The sequence below is a fragment of the Achromobacter sp. JUb104 genome (assembly GCF_024806975.1).
In the GTDB taxonomy this organism is placed as follows: Bacteria; Pseudomonadota; Gammaproteobacteria; order Burkholderiales; family Burkholderiaceae_B; genus Achromobacter; species Achromobacter spanius.
Genome location: NZ_JANUEY010000001.1, coordinates 2470780 through 2492063, shown reverse-complemented (window position 1 = coordinate 2492063; position 21284 = coordinate 2470780). Strand labels below are relative to the sequence as shown.

At 65.9% G+C, this 21284-nt stretch carries 20 protein-coding genes and 1 pseudogene; 12 read left to right on the top strand and 9 right to left on the bottom strand.

The annotated features are described in order from the left end of the window. Nucleotides 1–3 precede the first annotated feature (3 nt). On the bottom strand, nucleotides 4–708 hold the full coding sequence (locus M2361_RS11240) for an aspartate/glutamate racemase family protein (RefSeq protein ID WP_259249048.1): 705 nt from the start codon (nucleotides 706–708) through the stop codon (nucleotides 4–6). Nucleotides 709–828: 120 nt separating this feature from the next. Between M2361_RS11240 and gorA the strand changes: the two genes are divergently transcribed. Beyond that, nucleotides 829–2187 carry a glutathione-disulfide reductase gene (gorA, locus tag M2361_RS11235; protein ID WP_259249045.1) on the top strand — a complete coding sequence of 453 codons (1359 nt, stop codon included), beginning with the start codon at nucleotides 829–831 and terminating at the stop codon, nucleotides 2185–2187. Nucleotides 2188–2190: 3 nt separating this feature from the next. Here the strand turns inward: gorA and M2361_RS11230 are convergent, their stop codons facing one another. Then, on the bottom strand, nucleotides 2191–3012 hold the full coding sequence (locus tag M2361_RS11230; RefSeq protein ID WP_259249044.1) for a DUF72 domain-containing protein: 822 nt from the start codon (nucleotides 3010–3012) through the stop codon (nucleotides 2191–2193). A 226-nt stretch (nucleotides 3013–3238) separates the two neighbouring features. On the opposite strand from M2361_RS11230, the gene M2361_RS11225 reads away from it, so the two are divergent. Further along, on the top strand, nucleotides 3239–3871 hold the full coding sequence (locus M2361_RS11225) for a LysE family translocator (RefSeq protein ID WP_100855227.1): 633 nt from the start codon (nucleotides 3239–3241) through the stop codon (nucleotides 3869–3871). Next, on the top strand, nucleotides 3871–4167 hold the full coding sequence (locus M2361_RS11220) for a hypothetical protein (protein WP_100855228.1): 297 nt from the start codon (nucleotides 3871–3873) through the stop codon (nucleotides 4165–4167). The genes M2361_RS11225 and M2361_RS11220 overlap by 1 nt, the downstream gene beginning before the upstream one ends. Nucleotides 4168–4248: 81 nt before the next feature. Here M2361_RS11220 and M2361_RS11215 read toward each other — a convergent pair whose 3' ends face one another. Then, nucleotides 4249–5775 carry a PLP-dependent aminotransferase family protein gene (locus M2361_RS11215; RefSeq protein ID WP_259249042.1) on the bottom strand — a complete coding sequence of 509 codons (1527 nt, stop codon included), beginning with the start codon at nucleotides 5773–5775 and terminating at the stop codon, nucleotides 4249–4251. 191 nt (nucleotides 5776–5966) lie between these two features. Between M2361_RS11215 and M2361_RS11210 the strand changes: the two genes are divergently transcribed. Both M2361_RS11210 and M2361_RS11205 read left to right on the top strand, forming a co-directional pair. Further along, complete coding sequence (locus M2361_RS11210; protein ID WP_259249038.1) at nucleotides 5967–6695, top strand: GNAT family N-acetyltransferase; 729 nt, start codon at nucleotides 5967–5969, stop codon at nucleotides 6693–6695. Next, nucleotides 6686–7570 carry a DMT family transporter gene (locus M2361_RS11205; RefSeq protein ID WP_259249037.1) on the top strand — a complete coding sequence of 295 codons (885 nt, stop codon included), beginning with the start codon at nucleotides 6686–6688 and terminating at the stop codon, nucleotides 7568–7570. Before M2361_RS11210 ends, M2361_RS11205 begins: the two co-directional genes overlap by 10 nt. A 474-nt stretch (nucleotides 7571–8044) precedes the next feature. Here the strand turns inward: M2361_RS11205 and M2361_RS11200 are convergent, their stop codons facing one another. From M2361_RS11200 to M2361_RS11185, 4 genes are all read right to left on the bottom strand, one after another. Further along, the gene (locus M2361_RS11200; protein WP_259249282.1) at nucleotides 8045–8935 is read right to left on the bottom strand and encodes a DMT family transporter; all 891 of its coding nucleotides are present in this window, start codon (nucleotides 8933–8935) and stop codon (nucleotides 8045–8047) included. 167 nt (nucleotides 8936–9102) lie between these two features. Then, nucleotides 9103–9438 (bottom strand): co-chaperone YbbN, encoded by a 336-nt coding sequence (locus M2361_RS11195; protein WP_100855233.1) that lies wholly within the window; start codon nucleotides 9436–9438, stop codon nucleotides 9103–9105. Between the two features lie 103 nt (nucleotides 9439–9541). Continuing rightward, on the bottom strand, nucleotides 9542–10825 hold the full coding sequence (locus M2361_RS11190; RefSeq protein ID WP_259249035.1) for a Zn-dependent hydrolase: 1284 nt from the start codon (nucleotides 10823–10825) through the stop codon (nucleotides 9542–9544). A 158-nt stretch (nucleotides 10826–10983) separates the two neighbouring features. Beyond that, nucleotides 10984–11778 (bottom strand): enoyl-CoA hydratase/isomerase family protein, encoded by a 795-nt coding sequence (locus M2361_RS11185; protein WP_259249033.1) that lies wholly within the window; start codon nucleotides 11776–11778, stop codon nucleotides 10984–10986. A 136-nt stretch (nucleotides 11779–11914) separates the two neighbouring features. Here M2361_RS11185 and M2361_RS11180 point away from each other — a divergent pair, with 136 nt between their 5' ends. Beyond that, nucleotides 11915–12868 (top strand): SDR family oxidoreductase, encoded by a 954-nt coding sequence (locus M2361_RS11180; protein WP_259249031.1) that lies wholly within the window; start codon nucleotides 11915–11917, stop codon nucleotides 12866–12868. On the opposite strand, the gene M2361_RS11175 is transcribed toward M2361_RS11180, so the two are convergent. Next, entirely contained in the window at nucleotides 12814–13557 is a 744-nt protein-coding gene (locus M2361_RS11175; RefSeq protein ID WP_259249029.1) for a TetR/AcrR family transcriptional regulator, read from the bottom strand. The genes M2361_RS11180 and M2361_RS11175 overlap by 55 nt on opposite strands. Nucleotides 13558–13658: 101 nt before the next feature. Between M2361_RS11175 and M2361_RS11170 the strand changes: the two genes are divergently transcribed. The 4 genes and pseudogenes from M2361_RS11170 to M2361_RS11155 all read left to right on the top strand — a co-directional run bounded on the left by M2361_RS11170 (nucleotide 13659) and on the right by M2361_RS11155 (nucleotide 18554). Next, nucleotides 13659–15287 (top strand): acyl-CoA synthetase, encoded by a 1629-nt coding sequence (locus M2361_RS11170; protein WP_259249028.1) that lies wholly within the window; start codon nucleotides 13659–13661, stop codon nucleotides 15285–15287. 143 nt (nucleotides 15288–15430) lie between these two features. Then, nucleotides 15431–17287 carry a phosphoenolpyruvate carboxykinase (GTP) gene (locus M2361_RS11165; RefSeq protein WP_259249025.1) on the top strand — a complete coding sequence of 619 codons (1857 nt, stop codon included), beginning with the start codon at nucleotides 15431–15433 and terminating at the stop codon, nucleotides 17285–17287. A gap of 149 nt (nucleotides 17288–17436) precedes the next feature. Then, nucleotides 17437–17928, top strand: a pseudogene (locus M2361_RS11160) (PDDEXK nuclease domain-containing protein); the annotation flags it as partial. Beyond that, on the top strand, nucleotides 17925–18554 hold the full coding sequence (locus tag M2361_RS11155) for a bifunctional 2-polyprenyl-6-hydroxyphenol methylase/3-demethylubiquinol 3-O-methyltransferase UbiG (RefSeq protein ID WP_259249023.1): 630 nt from the start codon (nucleotides 17925–17927) through the stop codon (nucleotides 18552–18554). The pseudogene M2361_RS11160 and the gene M2361_RS11155, both read left to right, overlap by 4 nt. A gap of 27 nt (nucleotides 18555–18581) precedes the next feature. On the opposite strand, the gene M2361_RS11150 is transcribed toward M2361_RS11155, so the two are convergent. Then, a complete protein-coding gene (locus tag M2361_RS11150) occupies nucleotides 18582–19451 on the bottom strand; it encodes a pirin family protein (RefSeq protein WP_100855241.1) in 870 nt (289 codons plus the stop codon). 300 nt (nucleotides 19452–19751) lie between these two features. Here M2361_RS11150 and M2361_RS11145 point away from each other — a divergent pair, with 300 nt between their 5' ends. Together M2361_RS11145 and dsrO are read left to right on the top strand one after the other, a co-directional pair. Beyond that, nucleotides 19752–20285 (top strand): DNA-deoxyinosine glycosylase, encoded by a 534-nt coding sequence (locus tag M2361_RS11145; RefSeq protein ID WP_259249018.1) that lies wholly within the window; start codon nucleotides 19752–19754, stop codon nucleotides 20283–20285. A gap of 226 nt (nucleotides 20286–20511) precedes the next feature. Beyond that, nucleotides 20512–21282, top strand: coding sequence for a sulfate reduction electron transfer complex DsrMKJOP subunit DsrO (dsrO, locus tag M2361_RS11140; protein WP_259249015.1), 771 nt, complete (start codon nucleotides 20512–20514; stop codon nucleotides 21280–21282). Nucleotides 21283–21284 lie beyond the last annotated feature (2 nt).

Below are 21284 nucleotides of genomic sequence, written 5' to 3'. Positions count from 1 at the left end.
CGCTCAGCGCGGCGCCAGGGCACGGGACAGCGCGGCGCGCGCCAGGATGCGGGTGGAGTCCAGGGTGGGCAGCGCGCAATTGCCGTCGTTCAACACCAGCGGTAATTCGGTGCAGCCCAGCACCACGGCATCGCAGCCGGCATCGCGCAGGCGTTCCACCACGCCTTGCAGCCGCGCCACCGATTCGGGCTTGAATTCGCCATAGACCAGTTCGTCCATGATGATGCGGCCCAGCGTGATCCGGTCTGCGTCGGCGGGGCGCAGGTAATCCAGCCCCTGCGCACCCAGCTTGTCCGGGTAGACGCTGCTGTCGACCAGCCAGCGGGTGCCCAGGATGCCGATGCGCCGGTAGCCGCGCGCCCGCGCCTCGGCCGCGACTTCTTCGGCGATATGCAGCCAGGGCAGCGGGGAATCCGGCAGCACGTGGCCCAGCGCCTGGTGGATGGTGTTGTCGGGGCAGATCAGAAAGTCGGCGCCCGCGCGCGCCAGCTTGCCGGCTGACGACAGCATCAACGCGCCCACGCCGGGCAGGTCGTTGTTGTCCAGGCAAACCACGTAATCCGCCAGTGAGTGGGTATGCAGGGAAATTTCGGGGTGCGCGTGCGGCCCCATGCGCTGCGCGCCTTCCGCGCATAGCGTGCGATAGCACAGCGCAGCGCCTTCGGCGGAGCAGGCGACGATACCGATATGCAGGGGGGGAGTGTTCATGGTGTGGTTTCCTTTGGGGAATCTTGCCAGAGCTTAAGGGCAGGGCGCGCGCCGGTAGTGTTAAATACGGTTTTCCCGGACCGTGAACGCGGGCGCTCGGGCTATAGCGAAGGAAACAATATGGCATTCGATTTTGATCTGTTTGTGATCGGTGCGGGCTCGGGCGGCGTGCGCGCGGCCCGTTTCGCGGCGGGCTTCGGCGCGCGCGTGGCCGTGGCCGAAAGCCGCTACCTGGGCGGCACCTGCGTCAACGTGGGCTGTGTGCCCAAGAAGCTGCTGGTCTACGGCGCCCACTACAGCGAAGACTTCGAGCAGGCCCACGGCTTTGGCTGGACCACGGGCAAACCGTCCTTCGACTGGCCCACCCTCATCGCCAACAAGAACCGCGAAATCGAGCGCCTTAACGGCATTTACCGCAACTTGCTGGTCAATAGCGGCGTGACGCTGCTGGAAGGCCACGCCCGCATCGTCGACCCGCATACCGTCGAGATCAACGGCCAACGCCACACCGCCGCCAACATCCTGGTGGCGACGGGCGGCTGGCCCAGCGTGCCGGACATCCCCGGCAAGGAACACGCCATTACGTCCAACGAGGCCTTCTTCCTGCCGGCGCTGCCGCGCCGTGTGCTGGTGGTGGGCGGCGGCTATATCGCCGTGGAATTCGCCTCTATTTTCAATGGCATGGGCGCGCAGACCGTCCAGGCTTATCGCGGCCCCTTGTTCCTGCGCGGCTTTGACCAGGGCGTGCGCGAGCATCTGCGCGACGAGCTGACCAAAAAGGGCGTCGACCTGCGCTTTTTCACGGACCTTGCCCGTATCGACAAGCAGCCCGACGGCTCGCTGGCGGCCACGCTGAAGGACGGCTCGGTCATCGAGACGGACTGCGTGTTCTACGCCACTGGACGCCGGCCCATGCTGGACAACCTGGGCCTGGAGAACACCGGCGTCAAGCTGCGTGAAGACGGCTTTATTGAGGTGGATGACGAATACCGCACGGCCGAGCCTTCCATCCTGGCCATCGGCGACGTGATCGGCCGCGTGCCGCTGACGCCGGTGGCGCTGGCCGAAGGCATGGCCGTGGCGCGCCGCCTGTTCCGTCCCGAGGAATACCGCAAGGTCGACTACAAGCTGATTCCCACCGCCGTGTTCAGCCTGCCGAACATCGGCACGGTGGGCATGACCACCGAAGAAGCACGCGAGGCCGGCTACGAGGTCAAGCTCTTCGAAAGCCGGTTCCGCCCGATGAAGCTGACGCTGACGGAATCGCAGGAAAAGACCTTGATGAAGTTGATCGTGGACGCCAAGACCGATCGCGTGCTGGGCGTGCACATGGTGGGCCCCGATGCCGGCGAAATTATCCAGGGCATCGCCGTGGCGCTGAAGGCGGGCGCCACCAAGCAGGTGTTTGACGACACCATCGGCATCCACCCCACGGCCGCCGAAGAGTTCGTGACGCTGCGCACGCCGGTCGCGCAGTAAGGCTTACAGCCGTTCGATCATGGCGCGCGCCGCCGCCGGTGCGCGCTCTTTCGCCCCGTTGATGAAAAAGGCATAGACGTCCTGCGGGCGGGCCGCCCCAGGCGGCGGTTGGCCGATGCGGGGCAGGTCGGCCGGATCGGCCCCGCGTGCCCAGGTGCGCAGGCGTTCGGCCCAGGCGTCCAGCACCTTGGGCGCATAGCCCGCCCTGAACGCGGTGCTGGCGCGCATCAAACGTGCGTAGACAAAGTCGGCGGTGCGGTCGGCGATGGACGGAAAATCCTCGCTGTCGGTGTAGACCGTGGCGGTGCGGTGGCGGCGGGCCAGTTCCAGGTATTCCTCGCAAGCAAAGCTGGGGTGGCGCACGTCCAGCACGTGGCGCAGCGGCAGGCCATCGACCTTGTCGGGCAGCAGCGCCAGGAACGCGCCGAAATCCTCGGCGTTGAAGGTCTTGGTGGGGGCAAACTGCCACACCACCGGCCCCAGCTTGGGGCCCAGCTCGGCGATGCCGCTGTTCACGAAACGCAAGATAGAGTCTTTCGCGCCCGCCAGTTCGCGCCGGTTGGTCGCGTAGCGCGATGCCTTCAGCGAAAAGACAAAGCCGTCCGGCGTCTCGTCGCGCCACTTGGCGAAGGTGGCCGGCTTTTGCGTGCTGTAGTAGGTACCGTTGATTTCAATGGCGGTCAGCCGCTGGCTGGCGTATTCCAGTTCGCGCGCGTGGGGCAGGCCTTCAGGAAAGAATGTGCCGCGCCAGGGCGCGTAGGTCCAGCCTCCGATGCCGACTCGGATGATGGGGCTTGCGCCCTGGGACTGATGACGATTCGGCATGTTCAGGTGCTCCATGCAGTCGTACGATCGGTTCACTGTATCGCTACGCAGGCGCGGTCGTAAAGACGTGGATGTTGCTCGGCAGGCCCTGTCCACGCCGGTGTGGCATGGGCGATACGAGATGAAAGCGGGTTTGGGAACATCAAAAAAATCCCTGTTCCGATACAGTTTTGCGATAACGTGTGCGAATCACTTTCCTTCAATACCCGGCGCGCGCCGGCTCAACATGCCCGACCTGACTCATCTTCTTGCCTTCGCCCTGGTGTCCTTGGGCATGGTGCTGACGCCCGGCCCCAACATGATCTACCTGGTGTCGCGCTCGATCTCCCAAGGCGCGCGCGCCGGCCTGATTTCGCTGGGCGGCGTGGCGGTCGGGTTCATCTTCTATGTGTGTTGCGCGGCATTCGGCATCACGGCCTTGCTGCTGACCGTGCCCATGGCCTATGACGCGCTGCGCATCGGCGGCGCTCTGTATCTGCTGTACATGGCGTGGCAGGCCATCCGGCCGGGCGGTCGTTCGCCGTTCCAGGTGCGTGAACTGCCCAAAAGCAGCGCGCGCACCCTCTTTACCATGGGCCTGGTGACGAACCTGCTCAATCCCAAGATCGCGGTGATGTATGTGTCGCTGCTGCCGCAGTTCATTCAGCCCGACCACGGCAGCGTGTTCACGCAGTCGCTGGCCTTGGGCATGACGCAAGTGGTGATCAGCCTGTCGGTTAACGCCGTCATCGCCATCACCGCGGGCTCCATCGCCGTCTTTCTGGCGGGGCGGCCCTTGTGGATGGTGATTCAGCGCTGGCTGATGGGAACCGTGCTGGCCGGCCTGGCCGTGCGCATGCTGATGGACACGCGCCGCTGATGCCACAGGACGACGGATTTTTCGGATCGCTGGGCGTCATGCTCGGCGAAGCGCTGCGCGCCGTGGTGGCGGGCATCAAGTGGCTGCTGGGCGGCTTGGGCGGCGCCTTGGGCGACTTCTACGGCGGGCTGTCCAAGGCCATGGGCATGAGCCCATCCATCTTCAACTTTGTCTTGCTGGTGCTGGGGCTGATGTTCCTGTGGGCCGCCATCAAGGCCTTGCTGCGTCGCTCTATCCTGGGCTTTCTGTTCTGGCTGGTGCTGGCGGTACTGGTGCTGGGCGGCCTGGTGAATTAGCGGCGTGCGTTAAGCGCCCGATGCTGCGGCGCTGATTCTCTAGCGCTGATTCTCCGACGCTGATTCTCCAATGCCAATCCTCTAACGCCTTGCTTGGCGCGCGAAGTCACCCAGGCGTTTGATCATGGTGGGGAAGTGGTCGGCGCTGGTGTTGCCATAGCCGATCACCAGGCCGTTGTCTTCCGGACGCGGCACCATCGCGAACGACGACAGCGCGCTGGGGTTCATGCCAACTAGCCGCGCCTGCGCCACGATGGCCTGATCCGGAATGTCGGACGGCAGGCGCACCGTCAGATGCAGCCCGCTATGCCCGCCCAGCACCTCGTGGTCAACGCGCAAATGGGTGGCCAGTGCGTCGCGCAAAGCGGCTTGCCGGTCGCGGTACAGGCGCCGCATGCGACCCAGGTGGCGCGAAAACTGGCCGTTGTCGATGAAGGCGGCCAGGGTCAGTTGTTCCAGCCGATGGCCGCCGCGCAGCATCTCAACGACCGAGGGCAGCGCCGTCTGGGCAAGCGCCTCGGGCAGCACCAGAAAGCCCAGCCGCAAGGCGGGAAACAGCGTCTTGCTGAAGGTGCCCACGTACAGCACGGGCGCGTTGGGCACCAGCCCCTGCATGGCGGCGATGGGTTCGCCCTGATGGCGGAATTCACTGTCGTAATCGTCTTCGATGATCCATGCGCCCGCGCGCCGGGCGCGTTCCAGCAAATCCAGCCGACGCGCGACCGACAGCACGGCGCCCGTGGGGTATTGATGCGTGGGCGTGGTCTGGATCAGGCGCGGTGGTTGGGTGCGCCAGGCGTCTTCGGGGATGACAATGCCGTCGGCGTCCACGCGCATGGCCACCACGTTCAGGTCGCCACCATGAAAGGCCGACTTGGCGCCGCGATAGCCCGGATCTTCCAGCCAGGCCGTGTCGCCAGGGTTGGTCAGCAATTGCACGCACAAGGCCAAGGCACCTTGGGCGCCTTCGGTGATGATGATGCGCGAGGCGTCGCAGTGCACGCCCCGCGACACGCGCAGGTATTGGGCGATGGCTTCGCGCAGCGCGGGCTCGCCTATCGGGTGGCCGTAGCCCAGCGTGGCGGCGGGTGCTGCGTGCAGGGCGCGGTCTTGCGCGCGGCGCCAGGCGTTCAAGGGAAATTGGGTCAGCGCCGGCGTGCCAGGCGTCAGCGGCAGCGAACTGTCGCTGGGCGCGCGCGTGGTCACGATGCGCGACAGGCGCGTGGCGGTGGCGGGGGGCAAGGCGCGCTGGGCGGTGCGGTTTGCTGATGGCTGGGAGGCCGTGAGCGAGGGCGATGACAGGGGCGACGACAGAGGCGACGACAAGGGCGCCGACAGGGGAGCAACGCGCGTGCCCTGGCGGTCGGCGATGACATAGCCTTCGGCCGTCAACTGCTCGTAGGCAATCAGCACCGTGTTGCGCGAAATCGCCAGGTCTTCAGACAGCGAGCGCGACGATGGCAGCTTGCCGCCAGCAGGCAACTGACCGGTCAGAATGGCTTGCTTCAAGCGCTGGATAAGCTGGCGCTGCCGGGGCAGGGCGCCGGGACCACGCGCAAGCGGGCTGGACAGCAGGGCGCTGTCGGCGGGAATGTTCGGGCTTGGCATTTGGGTTGGCGCCGGGGTTGGTACCTGCGCTGCTGCCTGCGTCGGTGCCCGGGCTGGCATATTCATGGCCCCATTAAATTCCAGGATCGTGGTGCTTTTTATGATGCCACGATTCCGATATCGTGAGGTTCTGCGTGTTGCGTCCGCCACGGCCGGCGGCGCGCGCTTACCCCTAGATGAGGCCCCGCCGCATGCCACCCCGCGTCAATGCATTCCAACAACCCATCGGCCCCGACGTGCCCGGCTGGACGCCGCGCCCGCGTCCGCCGCTAACATCCACCACCGGCCGCTACTGCCGGCTGGAACCGCTGTCGGCCGAGCGGCACGCGGCGGACCTGTACCAGGCCTTCAGCCAGGCGCCGGACGATAGCGACTGGACCTACATGGGCGTTGGCCCGTTCGCTGATGAAGCCGCGTACCGCGCCTTTGCCGAAGCCGCCCAGGCGGGCAACGACCCGCTGCACCACGCCATCATCGACCTGAAAACCAGCCGGGCCATCGGCACGCTGGCCTTGATGCGCATCGACCCGGCCAATGGCGTCATCGAGGTCGGCTTCGTATCGTTCTCGCGCCAGCTCAAGCGCACCCGCATCGCCACCGAAGCGCAGTTCCTGCTGATGCGCCGCGCGTTCGACGAGCTGGGTTACCGCCGCTACGAATGGAAGTGCGACAGCCTGAACGCCCCGTCGCGCCAGGCCGCCGCGCGGTTGGGGTTCCAGTTTGAGGGCATCTTCCGCCAAGCCACGATCTACAAGGGCCGCAGTCGCGACACCGCGTGGTTTTCGATCATCGATAGCGAATGGCCGGCTCTGCGCGCCGCTTACGAGCGCTGGCTGGATCCCGCGAACTTCGATGAGCAAGGCAAGCAGCGTCAGGGGCTGTCCGAACTGACCGCCATGGAAAAAGCCGCGTGCGCCTGATCCCGGTGGCGTTGGCCCTGTTCTGGGGCTTGAACTGGCCGGCGGTGAAGATCATCTTGGCGATCTTCCCGCCGTTTACGCTGCGCGTGCTGGGGCTGGGCAGCGGCGCCATTCTGTTGCTGCTGCTGGCGCGCGCCAAGCGGCTGGCGCTGCTGCCGCCTCGCGACGCGTGGCCCGGCATCGTCGTGGGCGGGGTGCTGGCCGTGGCCGTCTTCAACCTGGCAGTGGCCTGGGCGCAGCTCAGCACCAGTACGTCCCGCGCGGCGGTGCTGACCTTCACCATGCCCATGATGTCGGCGGTGCTGGCGTGGCTGGTCCTGGGCGAACGCCTGGACCGGCGGCGCGGGCTGGCGTTGATGCTGGGCGCGATAGGCGTGGCCATCCTGGCCTGGCCCGTGCTGCACGCGGTGTTCGCGGAACACGATCTGGCGGCAACCAAGGGCTTGATCTTCCCGCTGGTGGCGGCGTTCGGATGGGCGGCCGGCACCGTCTATCTGAAGCGCTGGCCCGTGAACGGCCATCGCATCGTCATCACGGCATGGCAACTGGCCGTAGGCGCCGCCTGCGCCCTGACCGGCGTGTTGATCGCGGGCGAATCATTTCCCACCCAAGGCTGGAACGGCCGCATCGTCGCGGCGCTGTCGTTCCACATCATCCTGGGCACGGCGGTGGCGTATTGGCTGTGGTTCGTCCTGAGCGAACGCGTCAGCGCCACGGTCGCCGCGCTGACAACGCTGATGGTGCCCGTGGTTGGCGTGCTGGGCGCAATGGCCCTGGTCGGCGACAGACCGGGCGCAGCCGACTGGTGGGGGTTTGGTTTTGTGCTGGCGGGCGCGGCGCTGATCGTGTTGAACCTGGGGCGCGGGCGTGGCTGAGCGAGATGGGTTACGTGCGCTGGACGGCAGTTCCCAGATGGTTGGCATCTCGCACTCCACCCATCCTACGAACGTGCACCCGTAGGATGGCCCGTAGGATGGGTGAAGCGCGGCAAGGGTCGGCAGAAGAACCCCCCCGCCAATCGCGCGCAACCCATCACCAACCGTCGCCCGTAGGATGGGTGAAGCGCGGCAAGGGTCGGCAGAAGACCCCCCCGCCAATCGCGCGCAACCCATCACCAACCATCGCCCCGTAGGATGGGTGAAGCGCGGCAAGGGTCGGCAGAAGAACCCCCCCGCCAATCGCGCGCAACCCATCACCAACGTCGCCCGTAGGATGGGTGAAGCGCGGCAAAACCGACGCAAGAACACCCCCGCCAATCGCGCGCAACCCATCACAACCGTCGCCCGTAGGATGGGTGAAGCGCGGCAAGGGTCGGCAGAAGAACACCCCCGCCAATCGCGCGCAACCCATCACCCCCGCCTTCTACGCACCCACTCCCTGACCATTTCCCCGCCACTCACCAACGTGATGCCGATCAGCACCAGCACAGCCCCGACGGCAAACCCAGAGTCCAGCGGCTCATCAAGAATCAGCACGCCGAAGCTCACGCCAAACAACGGCGTCATGAATGACAGGATCGACAGCCGCGATGCCAGGTACCTGCGCAGCAGCCAGAACCACGCCAAATAACTCGACAGCGCCACCACCACGGATTGGAACGCAACGCTCAAGATAGCGGCTTGCGTGGCATGGATGGTGTGCTGGCCGGTGGCGGCGGCATAGGCCAGCAGGCCGACCGCCGCCACCGCCATTTGATACAGCAGGGTCTTGGACGGCGCGGCCTCTGACAGCGATGTTGCGCGGATGGCAACCGTGGTCGCGCCCCACAGCAGGCCAGCCGCCAAACCCATGGCGTCGCCCAGTAGCATGTTGGGGGCGCCGGCCGCCGCTAGTGGCGCGTCGCCCTTACCCAGGAATGCCACCGCGATGCCGCCGAACGCCACCGCCACGCCCAGCCATTGCAGCGGCTGCATGCGTTCTTCGGGCAGCAGCCAGTGCAGGCCCAGCGCGGCGAAGATGGGGGCCGTGTATAGGAACACCGACATGTGCGAGGCCGTGGTGTGCAGCAGCCCTTGCGCCACGAACAGGAATTCGCCCGCGAACAGCAGCCCTACGATCAGCCCGGGCAGCGCCGTGCCGTCGCGCACCGCCCGCAAGCCTTCGGCCCGCCAGACCACGACGGCCAACACCAACGCGGCGAAGGTCGAGCGCAGGCCGATCTGCATGATCGGGGCAATGTCGGCCGCGACCAGCTTGATGGCAATCTGCTGAAACCCCCAGCACACGCACAGCACCAGCATGCCGGTGGTGGCCAACGCGTCCAGCGGCAGGCGCAGCGGTTTTGCAGTCGGGGCAGAAGCAGACCCGGGCACAGACCCCGCAGCGGACCCCGCAGCAGACCCCGCAGCAGACCCAGCAGCAGACCCAGCAGCAGACCCGGGCGCAGACCCAGTAGACCCACGCGTACTCATGGCAATTCGGCGGGGTAGCTGTCCAGCGCCAGGCCGATCTGTTGGCGCAGGTCCCATTCGGCCAGCGTGGATTGCACCGGGCCGAAGAAAGCGCCGTCGCGCGTGACGAACATGGCGGGTAGGTGAAAGACCTCGTAGCGTTCCACCAGACCGCGGTTGTCGCCGGCATCCACCCAGCAGACGCGCTCCACCGGCAATTCCAGCGCGGGCAGTTGTTCGCGCGCGATGCGGCAGGTGCCGCAGGTGCGGCTATGGAAGACCAGCAGCGTAAGACCGGGGGCGTCCAGCAGGTAGCGGTCGGCGGTGCTGTCGTTGAGTTCTATCTGTTCCATGGCGTATCAAATCCGGGGCAGGGCAGCGGGGCAAGGCAGCCATTATGGCAGCGCGCCGCCCCGGGGCCGCCGATAACCTCGGGGGCGGGATGGGTGGGCCGCCTCAGGCGCCGCGCAGCACCCGGTCCAGTTCCAATACCGATTGGTACAAGACCCGCGTGCCGTCCAGCAACTGTGCCGGTTCAATCCATTCTTCCGGGCAATGGCTGCGGCCGTTCAGGCACGGGATGAAGATCATGCCGATGGGGCCCGTGGGCGCCATATAGACGGCGTCGTGGCCGGCGCCGCTGGGCAGGCGCATCGACGCGTAGCCCAATTGGTCGGCGGCCGCCTTGACGGCATCCATCACCAAGGGCGAGCAGTCGGTGGGCTGGGCGCGGCTTAGCGGGGTGAAGCCGGCCGTCAGGCGCAACGCCTTCAGGTCGTTAGCCACGCCGGCCATCAGCGTTTCGGGGAAGGTGTCGAGCACCGCGTTGCTGTCACTGCGCATTTCCAGGGTCATTTCCACGCGCCCCGGCACCGCGTTGGCGGCGTTGGGCGTCATCGACAGACGGCCCACGGTGGCCACCACGTAATGCGGGTTGCCGCTGGCGGCGCTGGCCTGGCGGCTGGCCGCGTCGATGATGCGTGCGGCGCCCACCAGCGCGTCGCGGCGGATGTCCATGGGCGTGGTGCCCGCGTGGTCGGGCTGGCCTTCCACCACGATCTGCACGCGGCGGATGCCCACGATGTTGGTCACCACGCCGATGGGCAGGCCACGGCTTTCCAGCACGGGGCCTTGTTCGATATGCAGTTCAACGAACGCTGCGGTGCCCCCGGGGCCACGCAGCGGCGCGTGCAGCGCGGCGGGGTCGCCGCCGATGCGCGCAATGCCTTCGGCCAGCGATTCGCCGTCGGGGTTACAGGCGGCCAGCATGTCGGCCGTGAGCTGGCCGCTGAGCGAACGGCTGCCCACGCACGAGATGCCGTAGTCGCTGGGTTCTTCGGACAGGAAATCGATGACTTCAAACGGGTGCGCCAGTTCGATGCCGTGCTCTTGCAGCGTGTGCGCGACTTCAATGCCCGCCAGCACGCCGATGATGCCGTCAAAGCGGCCCCCGGCCATGACCGTGTCGCAGTGCGAGCCGGTAGCGATGGGTTTGCGCGCGGGGTCGCGGCCGGCGCGGGTGCCGACCAGGTTGCCGCCCGCATCCAGCCGAGTCGCCAGGCCGGCGGCTTCGAATTCGCCGCGCAACCAGGCGCGCGCGTCATCGAACAGCGGCGAAAAGGCGCGGCGCGTCCAGGGGACGTCGGGCAACGTGAATTGGGACAAGGCTTCAACGCGGGCCCAAAGGCGGTCGGCGTTGAGCGGCGGGAATGCGGGGGAGGGGGAAGTCGGATGCGGCATGAAAAATTCCTGAAGATGCGCCAGGGATTATGTCATGCGTGCAAGTGGCGTCCTGCTCAGGGGTGACGTATTCAGCCCGCTGCGGGCTCAGCGTAGCCCGCCTACGCAAAGCGCCTTTCGCAGCCCCGTCTTCGCAAACCCGCCTCAAGAGCCCTGCCTCAAGAACCCCGCCGCCAGGACGGTTCGCGCTTTTCCAGAAAAGCCGCCACGCCTTCGCGCGCTTCCTCGTTGCTGCGACACGCGGCGATGCGTTCGACGGTGTCGGCGATCAATGCGGCGTTGATGGGAGCGCCGGCAAAGTCGCGCACTAGCCGCTTGCTGGCCTTGACGGCATCGGGGCCGTTGGCGCACAGCGTGCGGCACAGGGCGTCGACCGCCTCGTCCAGCCGATCAGCGGGAACGACGTCATGCAGCAGTCCGAAGCGCAGTGCGGTGGCGGCGTCAAACCGTTCAGCCGTCAGGAAGTAGCGGTTCGCCGCGCGTTCGCCCATGGCGCGGATCACGTAAGGGCTGATGGCAGCTGGCAGCAGCCCCAAACGGGTTTCCGACAGGCAGAAGTGCGCGCTCTCCGCCGCGATGGCGATGTCGCAGGCCGACAGCAAGCCCATGCCGCCCGCATAGGCGTCGCCGTTCACGCACGCCACCACCGGTTTTGAGCACGCCCAGATGGTGTGCAGCATGTCCGCCAGCCGGGTGGCGTCGGCCCGGTTGTCCGCGTCGGTGTGCGTGGCCATCTTGCGCATCCAGTTCAGGTCGCCGCCCGCGCAAAACGCCTTGCCGGCGCCGGTCAACAGCAGCACGCGCACGTCAGGGTCTTGCTCGGCCTGCCGCACCGCGCTCGTCAGCGCGGCGATCAGCGCCTCGTCGAATGCGTTGCGCATGTCGGGCCGGTTCAGCGTCAGGCGGGCGATGGCGCCATCGCGCGCGACGTCCAGCGGGGCGTTTGCAGTCATGCGGGTCTCCATTATCTTTGAATAGTGCTCAATAAGTAGCAGGGGTTTAGTCGAAGATTCTATGAGTAAAACTACTTGGACGGGATGAGCGGATTGTAAATATTGAGTTATCCTCAAAAAAATATCGGAGCGATCCATGGACCCACAAGCAAACCAAAATGCGGCCCCTCAAGCAGGCAACCACACTGCCACCACGCGATACGCCTCGGTCTTTCGGCCAGGTCTGTTTGACGGCAAGACCCTGGTGGTGACGGGCGGCGGCAGCGGCTTGGGCCGTTGCACCGCGCACGAGCTTGCGTCATTGGGCGCGAACCTGGCGTTGGTGGGACGCAAGCCGGAAAAGCTGGAAGCGGCAAGCGCGGAAATCGCGCGCATCTACCCCGAAGCGGCGGGGCGCATCAGCCTGCACACCTGCGACATCCGCGACGAAGCCGGCGTGCGCGGCGCGGTGGCCGATGTGCTGGCGCGGCATGGCGCGATCGACGGCCTGTTCAATTGCGCGGGCGGGCAATTTCCCGCGCCTCTGGACCGCATCAGCCTGAATGGCTGGAACGCCGTGGTGCAGAACAATCTGCACGGCACCTTCCTGATGGCGCGCGAGGTCTACACGCAGCACATGCGCCAGCACGGCGGGGCCATCGTGAACATGCTGGCCGACATCTGGGGTGGCATGCCGGGCATGGGCCATTCAGGCGCGGCGCGCGCCGGCGTGTGGAACCTGACTGAAACCGCGGCCTGCGAATGGGCGCATGCGGGCGTGCGGGTGAATGCGGTGGCGCCCGGGTGGATCGCTTCCAGCGGCATGGACAGTTACGGCGACGATTACCGCGCGGTGCTGCGCGAACTGAAAACCAAGGTGCCGCTGCAACGCTTTGGCACCGAGGCCGAGCTGGCGGCGGCGGTGGTGTTCCTGCTGTCGCCCGCGTCCGCCTTCATCAACGGCACGGTTATCCGGGTGGATGGCGGCGTGCCCAACGCCCGCCATTCCTGGACCTTGCAGCCGGCCGAGCGCGGCGAGGTCTATAACGGCTTTCCTCAGTACGTGCCGCCATCCTTGTTTTCAGAGCCCGCCGATTCCTCGGCGGCCTGAAGCCGATGCAGGGCGTCGCGCACTTCGCCGCGAAAGCGGGCCAGCGCCAGCGCATGCTGGCGCGGGGGCTGCAAGGCCTGCCACAAAAAGCCGACCAGTTGCTCGGCCGTGGCGGCCACGTCCACGCGCGCGCCACGCAGAATGGCGTCCCACAGCACATGCTCCATCGGCCCGTAGACCGTGGAACGCAGCAGCCGCAACGGCATGTCTTGCCGGATGTCGCCATCGGCCTGCCCCTGGGCCAGAATGCGCATCAGCGGCGCGGTATAGCGGCGCTGCAAACCTGCGTAGATCTCGCCGAAATCGTCGTTGCGCGCACGCCCCTCCGACAGAATGAACGCGCACAGGCCCGGCCCTTCGGCCAGCAGGTGCCGCAAGTGCGTGTGCACCAGGTAGTGCAATTGCGCACGCGCGCCCTGCACGTGCGGCAGGTTGTCTTCCACCTTGGCGATGATCTCGTCATACCAATCGCTGATCACCCGCACGCACAGTTCACGCTTGCCGCCGAAGTACGTGAAGATGGTGGCTTCGGACACGCCCAGCCGCTGGGCGATCTCGGTCGTTGTGGCGGCCTGGAACCCGGCTTCGGAAAAGACCTGGCGGGCCATGTGCAGAATGTCGCGTATGCGTTGCTCGGACTTGGCGCTGGCCGGCGGGCGGCGGGTCGGGACGACGGGGGTTTTTTCCATGCGGACGGCAAAAGGGCGGTGGGGCGGGGCTTATTATTGAGCCAGGGTCAAGCCAGTTGAGCAAGCCCTGGATTATTCATAACAACATCAGAGACAAAACCATGCTGTCCCGAGCCGAATCCTACAAGCAGCTTGTGTCCCAATTCCAATGGCAGGTGCCGGAACGCTTCAACATCGGCGTGGACGCCTGCGATAAATGGGCTGACGGCAGCGGCCGCCTGGCCCTGATCTTCGAAAAAAGCGACGGCGCGCAAACGCGCTATTCGTTCGACGATATCAAGGCGCAATCCAACCGCCTGGCGCATAGCCTGACGCGCCACGGCGTAGCGCGCGGCGACCGCGTGGCCGTGTACCTGCCGCAAGCGCCCGAAACCGCGGTTACGCATATTGCCGTCTACAAGATGGGCGCGGTGGCGGTGCCGCTGTTCACGCTGTTTGGCGTGGACGCCATCCAGTTCCGCCTGGCCAACAGCGGCGCGGTGGCGCTGGTGACGGACACGGAAGGGTGCCGAAAACTGCGCGAGATACGCGCCAGCCTGCCGGACTTGAAGGTCGTGTATTGCATCGACGGCGATGGCGACGGCGAGGCAGGCACCGTGCCGTTTCACGCCGCCTTGGCGCAAGAGTCCGATGACTACACGCCAGTGAACACCGCCGCCGATGACCCGGCCGTGATCATCTACACGTCGGGCACCACGGGCAAGCCCAAGGGCGCGCTGCACGCGCACCGCGTCCTGTTGGGGCACCTGCCGGGCGTGGAGATGTCGCACGAATTCTTTCCCGAAAACGCCGCCTTGATGTGGACGCCGGCCGACTGGGCCTGGATCGGCGGCCTGCTGGATGTATTGCTGCCGGCCTGGCACCACGGCGTGCCGGTGCTGGCCCGGCGCTTTGAAAAATTCGACGGCACGTCCGCGCTGGAATTGATGGCGCGCCACGGCGTCACCCACACCTTCCTGCCGCCCACCGCGCTGAAGATGATGCGCGGCTCGGCCTACCCGGAAGGCGCCGGCCCGCTGGCGCTACGCTCGGTGGCCAGCGGGGGCGAATCGCTGGGCGCCGAACTGATCGACTGGGGTCGCCGCGTGCTGGGGGTGACCATCAACGAGTTCTACGGCCAGACCGAATGCAACATGCTGGTGTCGTCGTGCTCGTCGCTGTTCGACCCGGAAATCGGGTCGATCGGCCGCGCGGCGCCGGGCCATCGCGTGGTTATTGTGGATGACCTTGGCGTTGAAGTGGCCGATGGACAGGAGGGCAACATCGGCGTATTGCGGCCCGACCCGGTCATGTTCCTGGGCTACTGGAACAACCCCGACGCCACCGCCGAGAAATTCGTGGGCGACACCCTGCTGACCGGCGACCTGGGCGTGCGCGACGCGCGCGGCTTCATCCGCTTCGTGGGCCGCAATGACGACGTCATCACCAGCGCGGGCTACCGCATCGGTCCCGCGCCCATCGAAGACTGCCTGATCGGCCACCCCGCCGTGCGCATGGCCGCGGTGGTGGGCGTGCCCGACGAACAACGCACCGAGATCGTCATGGCGTATGTGGTGCTGAACGAGGGCTTCGACGGCGACGACGCCTTGGTCAAGGCCTTGCAGGCGCACGTGCGCACCCGCTTGGCCGCGCACGAGTACCCGCGCGCCATCCGCTTTGTAACCAGTTTGCCAACGACCGCCACCGGCAAGATCATCCGTCGAGAGTTACGCGACGGCAGCTACCGTTGAGCTCGTCTCAACCCGTGACAATCTCGTCCATGTGGATGGGTTGACGGGTTGCCCGGCGCTGCAAGTATGATGGCGCAAATTACATACGGCCCCACGCAATCGGGGCCGTATCACCATTTGTCTAAAGCATGGAGATAGCCCCAATGAATAAGCCATTGGATGGGGGTTTGGCTGCGTTGAACGTGCCTGCCTACGTCAAGCATCGCGGCCTGATCGACTGGGTCGCCAGTTTTGTTGCGCTGGCCAAGCCCGATCACGTTGTATGGTGCGACGGCTCGCAAGAAGAATACGACCGCCTGTGTGAACAAATGGTCCAGGCCGGCACGATGCGCAGGCTCAACCCCGCCAAGCGGCCCAATTCCTTCCTGGCCTGCTCGGACCCGTCCGACGTGGCGCGCGTGGAAGATCGCACGTTCATCTGTTCCGACCGGCCTGAAGACGCCGGCCCCACCAACAACTGGGCCGATCCGGCCGAGATGCGCGACACGCTCAACGGCCTGTTCGACGGCGCCATGCGCGGCCGTACGCTGTACGTGGTGCCGTTCTCGATGGGCCCGCTGGGTTCGGACATCGCCCACATCGGCGTCGAACTGTCCGACAGCCCCTACGTGGCCGTGAACATGCGCATCATGACGCGCATGGGCAAGCAGGTGTATGACGTGCTGGGCACGGATGGCGACTTCGTCCCCTGCGTGCATTCCGTGGGCAAGCCGCTGGCGGCGGGCGAGGCCGACGTGGCCTGGCCGTGCAACCCCACCAAGTACATCGTGCATTTCCCCAAGAGCCGCGAAATCTGGAGCTTCGGTTCGGGCTACGGCGGCAACGCGTTGCTGGGCAAGAAGTGCTTCGCCTTGCGTATTGCCTCCACCATGGGGCGTGACCAGGGCTGGCTGGCCGAACACATGCTGATCCTGGGCGTCACGTCGCCCAAGGGCCGCAAGTACCACGTGGCCGCGGCATTCCCGTCGGCCTGCGGCAAGACCAACTTCGCCATGCTGATCCCGCCGCAGGGCATGGACGGCTGGAAGGTCACCACCATTGGCGACGACATCGCCTGGATCAAACCCGGCCCCGACGGCCGCCTGCACGCCATCAACCCGGAAGCCGGCTACTTCGGCGTGGCCCCGGGCACCAGCGAACAGACCAACTTCAACGCCATGGCCACGCTGAAGGCCAACGTCATCTTCACCAACGTGGCGCTGACCGATGATGGCGACGTCTGGTGGGAAGGCATGACCGACACGCCGCCCGCACACCTGATCGACTGGCAAGGCCAGGACTGGACGCCCGCCATCGCCCGCGAAACCGGGCGCAAGGCCGCGCACCCGAACGCGCGCTTCACCGCGCCGGCCGCGCAGTGCCCGTCGATCGACCCCGAATGGGAAAACCCCAAGGGCGTGGTCATCGACGCCTTCATCTTCGGCGGCCGCCGCTCCACCACCGTGCCGCTGGTGACCGAAGCGCGCAACTGGGTCGAAGGCGTGTACATGGCCGCCACCATGGGTTCGGAAACCACCGCCGCCGCCGTTGGGCAGCAGGGCGTGGTGCGCCGCGACCCGTTCGCCATGCTGCCGTTCTGCGGCTACAACATGAGCGACTACTTCAACCACTGGCTCAAGCTGGGCAAGCAACTGGAAGCCACCGGCGCCACCTTGCCGCGCATCTACTGCGTGAACTGGTTCCGCAAGGGTTCCGACGGCAAGTTCGTCTGGCCGGGCTTTGGTGAAAACATGCGCGTGCTGCGCTGGATGCTGGGCCGCATCGACGGCGAATCCAAGGGCGTGGACCAGGTGTTTGGCGTATCGCCCAGCTACCAGGACATCGACTGGACCGGCCTGGAGTTCACGCCGGACAAATTCGAACAGGTCATGTCGGTGGACGCGGCGGCCTGGCGCGATGAGCTGGCGCTGCACCACGAACTGTTCGGCCAATTGTCCCAAGGCTTGCCCGAAGACCTGCCGGCCACCAAGACCAAGATTGAAGGGCGTCTGGCTGCCTGACGCTGACTTGGTCTGATAAGCCCGCGTGCCCCATAGGCGCGCGGGCTTTTCTATTTCATGATGGCTCTCTTCATTCGGCTTTTCGAGGAGTTGTCGTGGTGGCGAAATGGAATCTGGACGAATTTCGGGGCGACGCGGGCAGGGCGGCCTTGCGCGACCGCGGCCCGGAAGGCGATCTGCAAGTGGCCGTCATCCGCGACATGGAGTCCTTCCTGCTGGAACTGGACATGGGGTTTGCCTTCATCGGCCGGCAGGTGCGCACGCCCATCGACGGCGATGACGCGTGCCTGGACTTGCTGTTCTACCACCGCAAGCTACGCCGGCTGGTGGCGCTTGATTTGAAGGTCGATGAGTTCAGGGCGGCCTACAAGGGCCAGATGGAACGCCACCTGCATTGGCTGGACAAGTTCGACCGTGAACCCGATGAAGCCGCGCCGCTGGGCATCATTGTTTGCGCGGGCATGCAGACTGAAAAAATCGAATTGCTGGAACTGGACAAGTCCGGCGTACAGGTGGCTCAATACCTGACCGACCTGCCGCCACGCGCGGTGATGGCGCAACGGCTGCAACAGGCGGCCAGGCGTGCGCGTTCGCGGATCGAGCAACGCGCAATGCGTGATCCAGGCACAATGACCCCATGAAACTTGATCCCGAAGACCTGGCCAAGATCACCTCGCTGACCTTGGCGAACTACGAAGAAAACGCGGTGGACTTCGAGGCCGGCACACGCGGCCACGACGTCAGCCAGAACATCGCCGCCTTGCTGCGGCATATCCAGGGCGAACCTCCTTTTGATGTGCTGGACTTGGGCTGCGGCCCCGGCCGCGACCTGAAGACGTTTGCCGCGTTGGGTCATCGACCGGTGGGGCTGGACGGCACGCCCAGCTTTGTCGAGATGGCGCGCGCCGCATCCGGTTGCGAGGTCTGGAACCAGGATTTCCTGCAACTGTCTCTGCCCCCTGCACGCTTTGATGGCGTCTTCGCCAATGCCGTGCTGTTTCACGTGCCAGGCCAGGAGTTGCCGCGCGTGCTGCGCGACCTGTGGGCCACGCTGCGCCCGGGCGGCGTGCTGTTCTGCTCCAACCCAAGGGGCGGCAACCAGGAAGGCTGGAACCGAGGACGCTATGGCGCGTATCACGATCTGGACGGATGGCGCACGCTGATGATCGGGGCCGGCTTCGACGAGCTTGAACACTATTACCGGCCTGATGGGCTGCCACGGGAACAGCAGCCGTGGCTGGCCAGCGTATGGCGGCGCCCCGGCTAAAGCCCCAAAGAGCGCCGCCCCAGCCCGTCAGTGCATCTGCCCGTAGCGGCCGGCGTTGAAGTCCTGGATGGCTTCGATGATTTCGGCCTGCGTGTTCATCACGAACGGGCCGTAGCCCACCACCGGCTCGCTGATCGGCTCGCCGCTCAGCACCAGGAATACCGCGTCGTTGTTGGCTTCGACGGTGATGTCTTCGCCATCCTGAGAGAACAGCGCCAGTTGCGCATCGCGCGCCACGGATTCGCCATTGATCAGCACCGTGCCGCGCAGCACGACCAGCATGCTGTTGCGGCCCGCCTCGATCGGAAAGCTTGCCGCCTTGCCCGCGTTCAGGCGCACGTCCCACACGTCCATCGGCGTAAAGGTGCGCGCGGGGCCGGCCACGCCCGCGAAGTTGCCCGCGATCACGCGCACGCTGCCTGCGCCGTCGGGCAGGGCGGCCGTGGGGATGTCGGCATTCAGAATGCCCTGATAGCCCGCCGCCGCGGCCTTGTCCTTGGCCGGCAGGTTGACCCATAGCTGCACCATTTCCAGTTCACCGCCCGAGCGGGTGAAGGCGGGCGAGTGGAACTCTTCGTGCAGGATGCCGGAAGCCGCCGTCATCCATTGCACGTCGCCAGGGCCGATGACGCCGCCGTTGCCGGTGGAGTCACGGTGTTCGACCTCGCCGCTGTAGACGATGGTGACGGTTTCAAAGCCGCGATGGGGGTGCTGGCCCACGCCGCGCGGGCGGTCGGCCGGCTCGAACTTTGCGGGGCCGGCGTAATCCAGCAGCAGAAACGGGCTGACATTCTGGATCTTGTCGTTGTCGTGATACGAGAACATCGAGCGCACCGGGAACCCGTCGCCCACCCAGTGGGGGCGCGGAGCGGCATGCAGGCCGAGGATCTTCTTCATGGCATCTATTCCTATTGCGCGGCCCCTTCGGGGCCGTTCGTCATGAGGGTAAAGATAGGGGCGGACCCACGTTTCAGTAGTACTGGTTTCTGATAAGGACTGTTCCATGAATCGGACGATTGCCAGCCCGTGCTGAAGACGCTTTTGGGCCACTTTGATACCGCGCCGATACCGCTTTGATACCTCTTTGATACCTTGTCCCGTCCGTCTTTGAAGCCTTGATCATGAGCATCGAGGCCGGGATTTTTAAGAATAATCCGATTTTTTGAGCCGGGCCCCCGTCTGACGTATCCTGCCGCCATGGAACATCGCATCACCCTCGCGCCGGCCGCGCGCACCGATCAGGTTTGGGGCTTTGCCCCGGTTGCCGCGCCTGATGCGCGGGTGCTGGTGCTGGGCTCCATGCCCGGCGTGGCGTCGCTCAAGCAGGCCCGTTACTACGCCCATCCGCGCAACGCCTTCTGGCCCATCGCCGCGCAGGTGCTGGGTTTTGACGCGGGCCTGGACTATGCAGAGCGGCTGCAAGCCCTGCAAGCCGCGGGCGTTGCGCTATGGGACGTGCTGCACGCGTGCGAACGGCCCGGCAGCCTGGACGCCGACATCCGCCGCGACACGCTGGTGCCCAACGATTTCGCGTCCTTCCTGGACCGCCATCCGGCCATCACGCGGATCTGCTTCAACGGGGGCAAGGCCGCCGCGCTCTATCGCCGACACGTCCTGCCCACGCTGGATCGATCGGTGGATTATGTAGACCTGCCATCCACCAGCCCCGCCCATGCCGCCGCGTCGTTCGACATGAAGCTCGCGGCGTGGCGCCGCGCGTTGACGATGTAGTTGCGCGCGGCAAGGCTGCAGCCGGAGCGCCCAGCCGGCAGTCCCAAGCCGCAGCCCCCAGCCCAGCCCAGCCCAGCCCAGCCCAGCCCAGCCCGCCCCTCTAGGCGGGCTTTTTACCGTCCATCGCTTTATCTCCGTCCCCGATTTGATTCAGATCAACTGTCTATATAACCAAAAGTGATAAGTTAATAGCAACAAAAAAGCTACCCGTCCGGAGTCGTCCGTAATGCCTTCCTCACCCGTTCCCCCCGACCCTGCCCTACGCGGCAAACGCGGTTTTCTCAAAGGGCTGCTTGGCCTGAGCGCCGCCGCCACCATCATCCCCATCCATGCCGAAGCCACCGGCCTGAACGGCCAGCCGCCGCGCCGTCCCGGCATGCCCGGCAAGCGCTATGGCATGGTGGTCGACCTGCGCAAGTGCATTGGCTGCCAAGCCTGTACGGTCAGTTGTTCGCTGGAAAACCTGCCGCCCATCGGGCAGTTCCGCACCACTGTCCTGCAATACGAAGTCACCCCCGACGCCGGGGGGCCAAGCGCCATGGTCATGCTGCCGCGCCTGTGCAACCACTGCGACAACCCGCCCTGTGTGCCGGTCTGCCCCGTGCAGGCCACGTTCCAGCGTGAAGACGGCATCGTGCTGGTCGACAACGAACGCTGCGTGGGCTGCGCCTACTGCGTGCAAGCCTGTCCCTACGACGCCCGCTTCATCAACCACGACACGCAGACGGCCGACAAATGCACGTTCTGCGAACACCGCCTGGAAGTCGGCCTGTTGCCGGCCTGCGTGGAAAGCTGCGTGGGCGGCGCGCGCGTCATCGGCGACATGAACGACCCCGACAGCGCCATCTCGACGCTGCTTAAGGAACACAAGGCCGACATCAAGGTGCTCAAGCCCGACATGAAGACCGACCCCCACGTCTATTACATCGGCCTGCCCGACGCCTTTGTCCACCAGGTCGATGGCCAGGCGGGCGTGCGTTTGGCCGGCGGACATTGAGC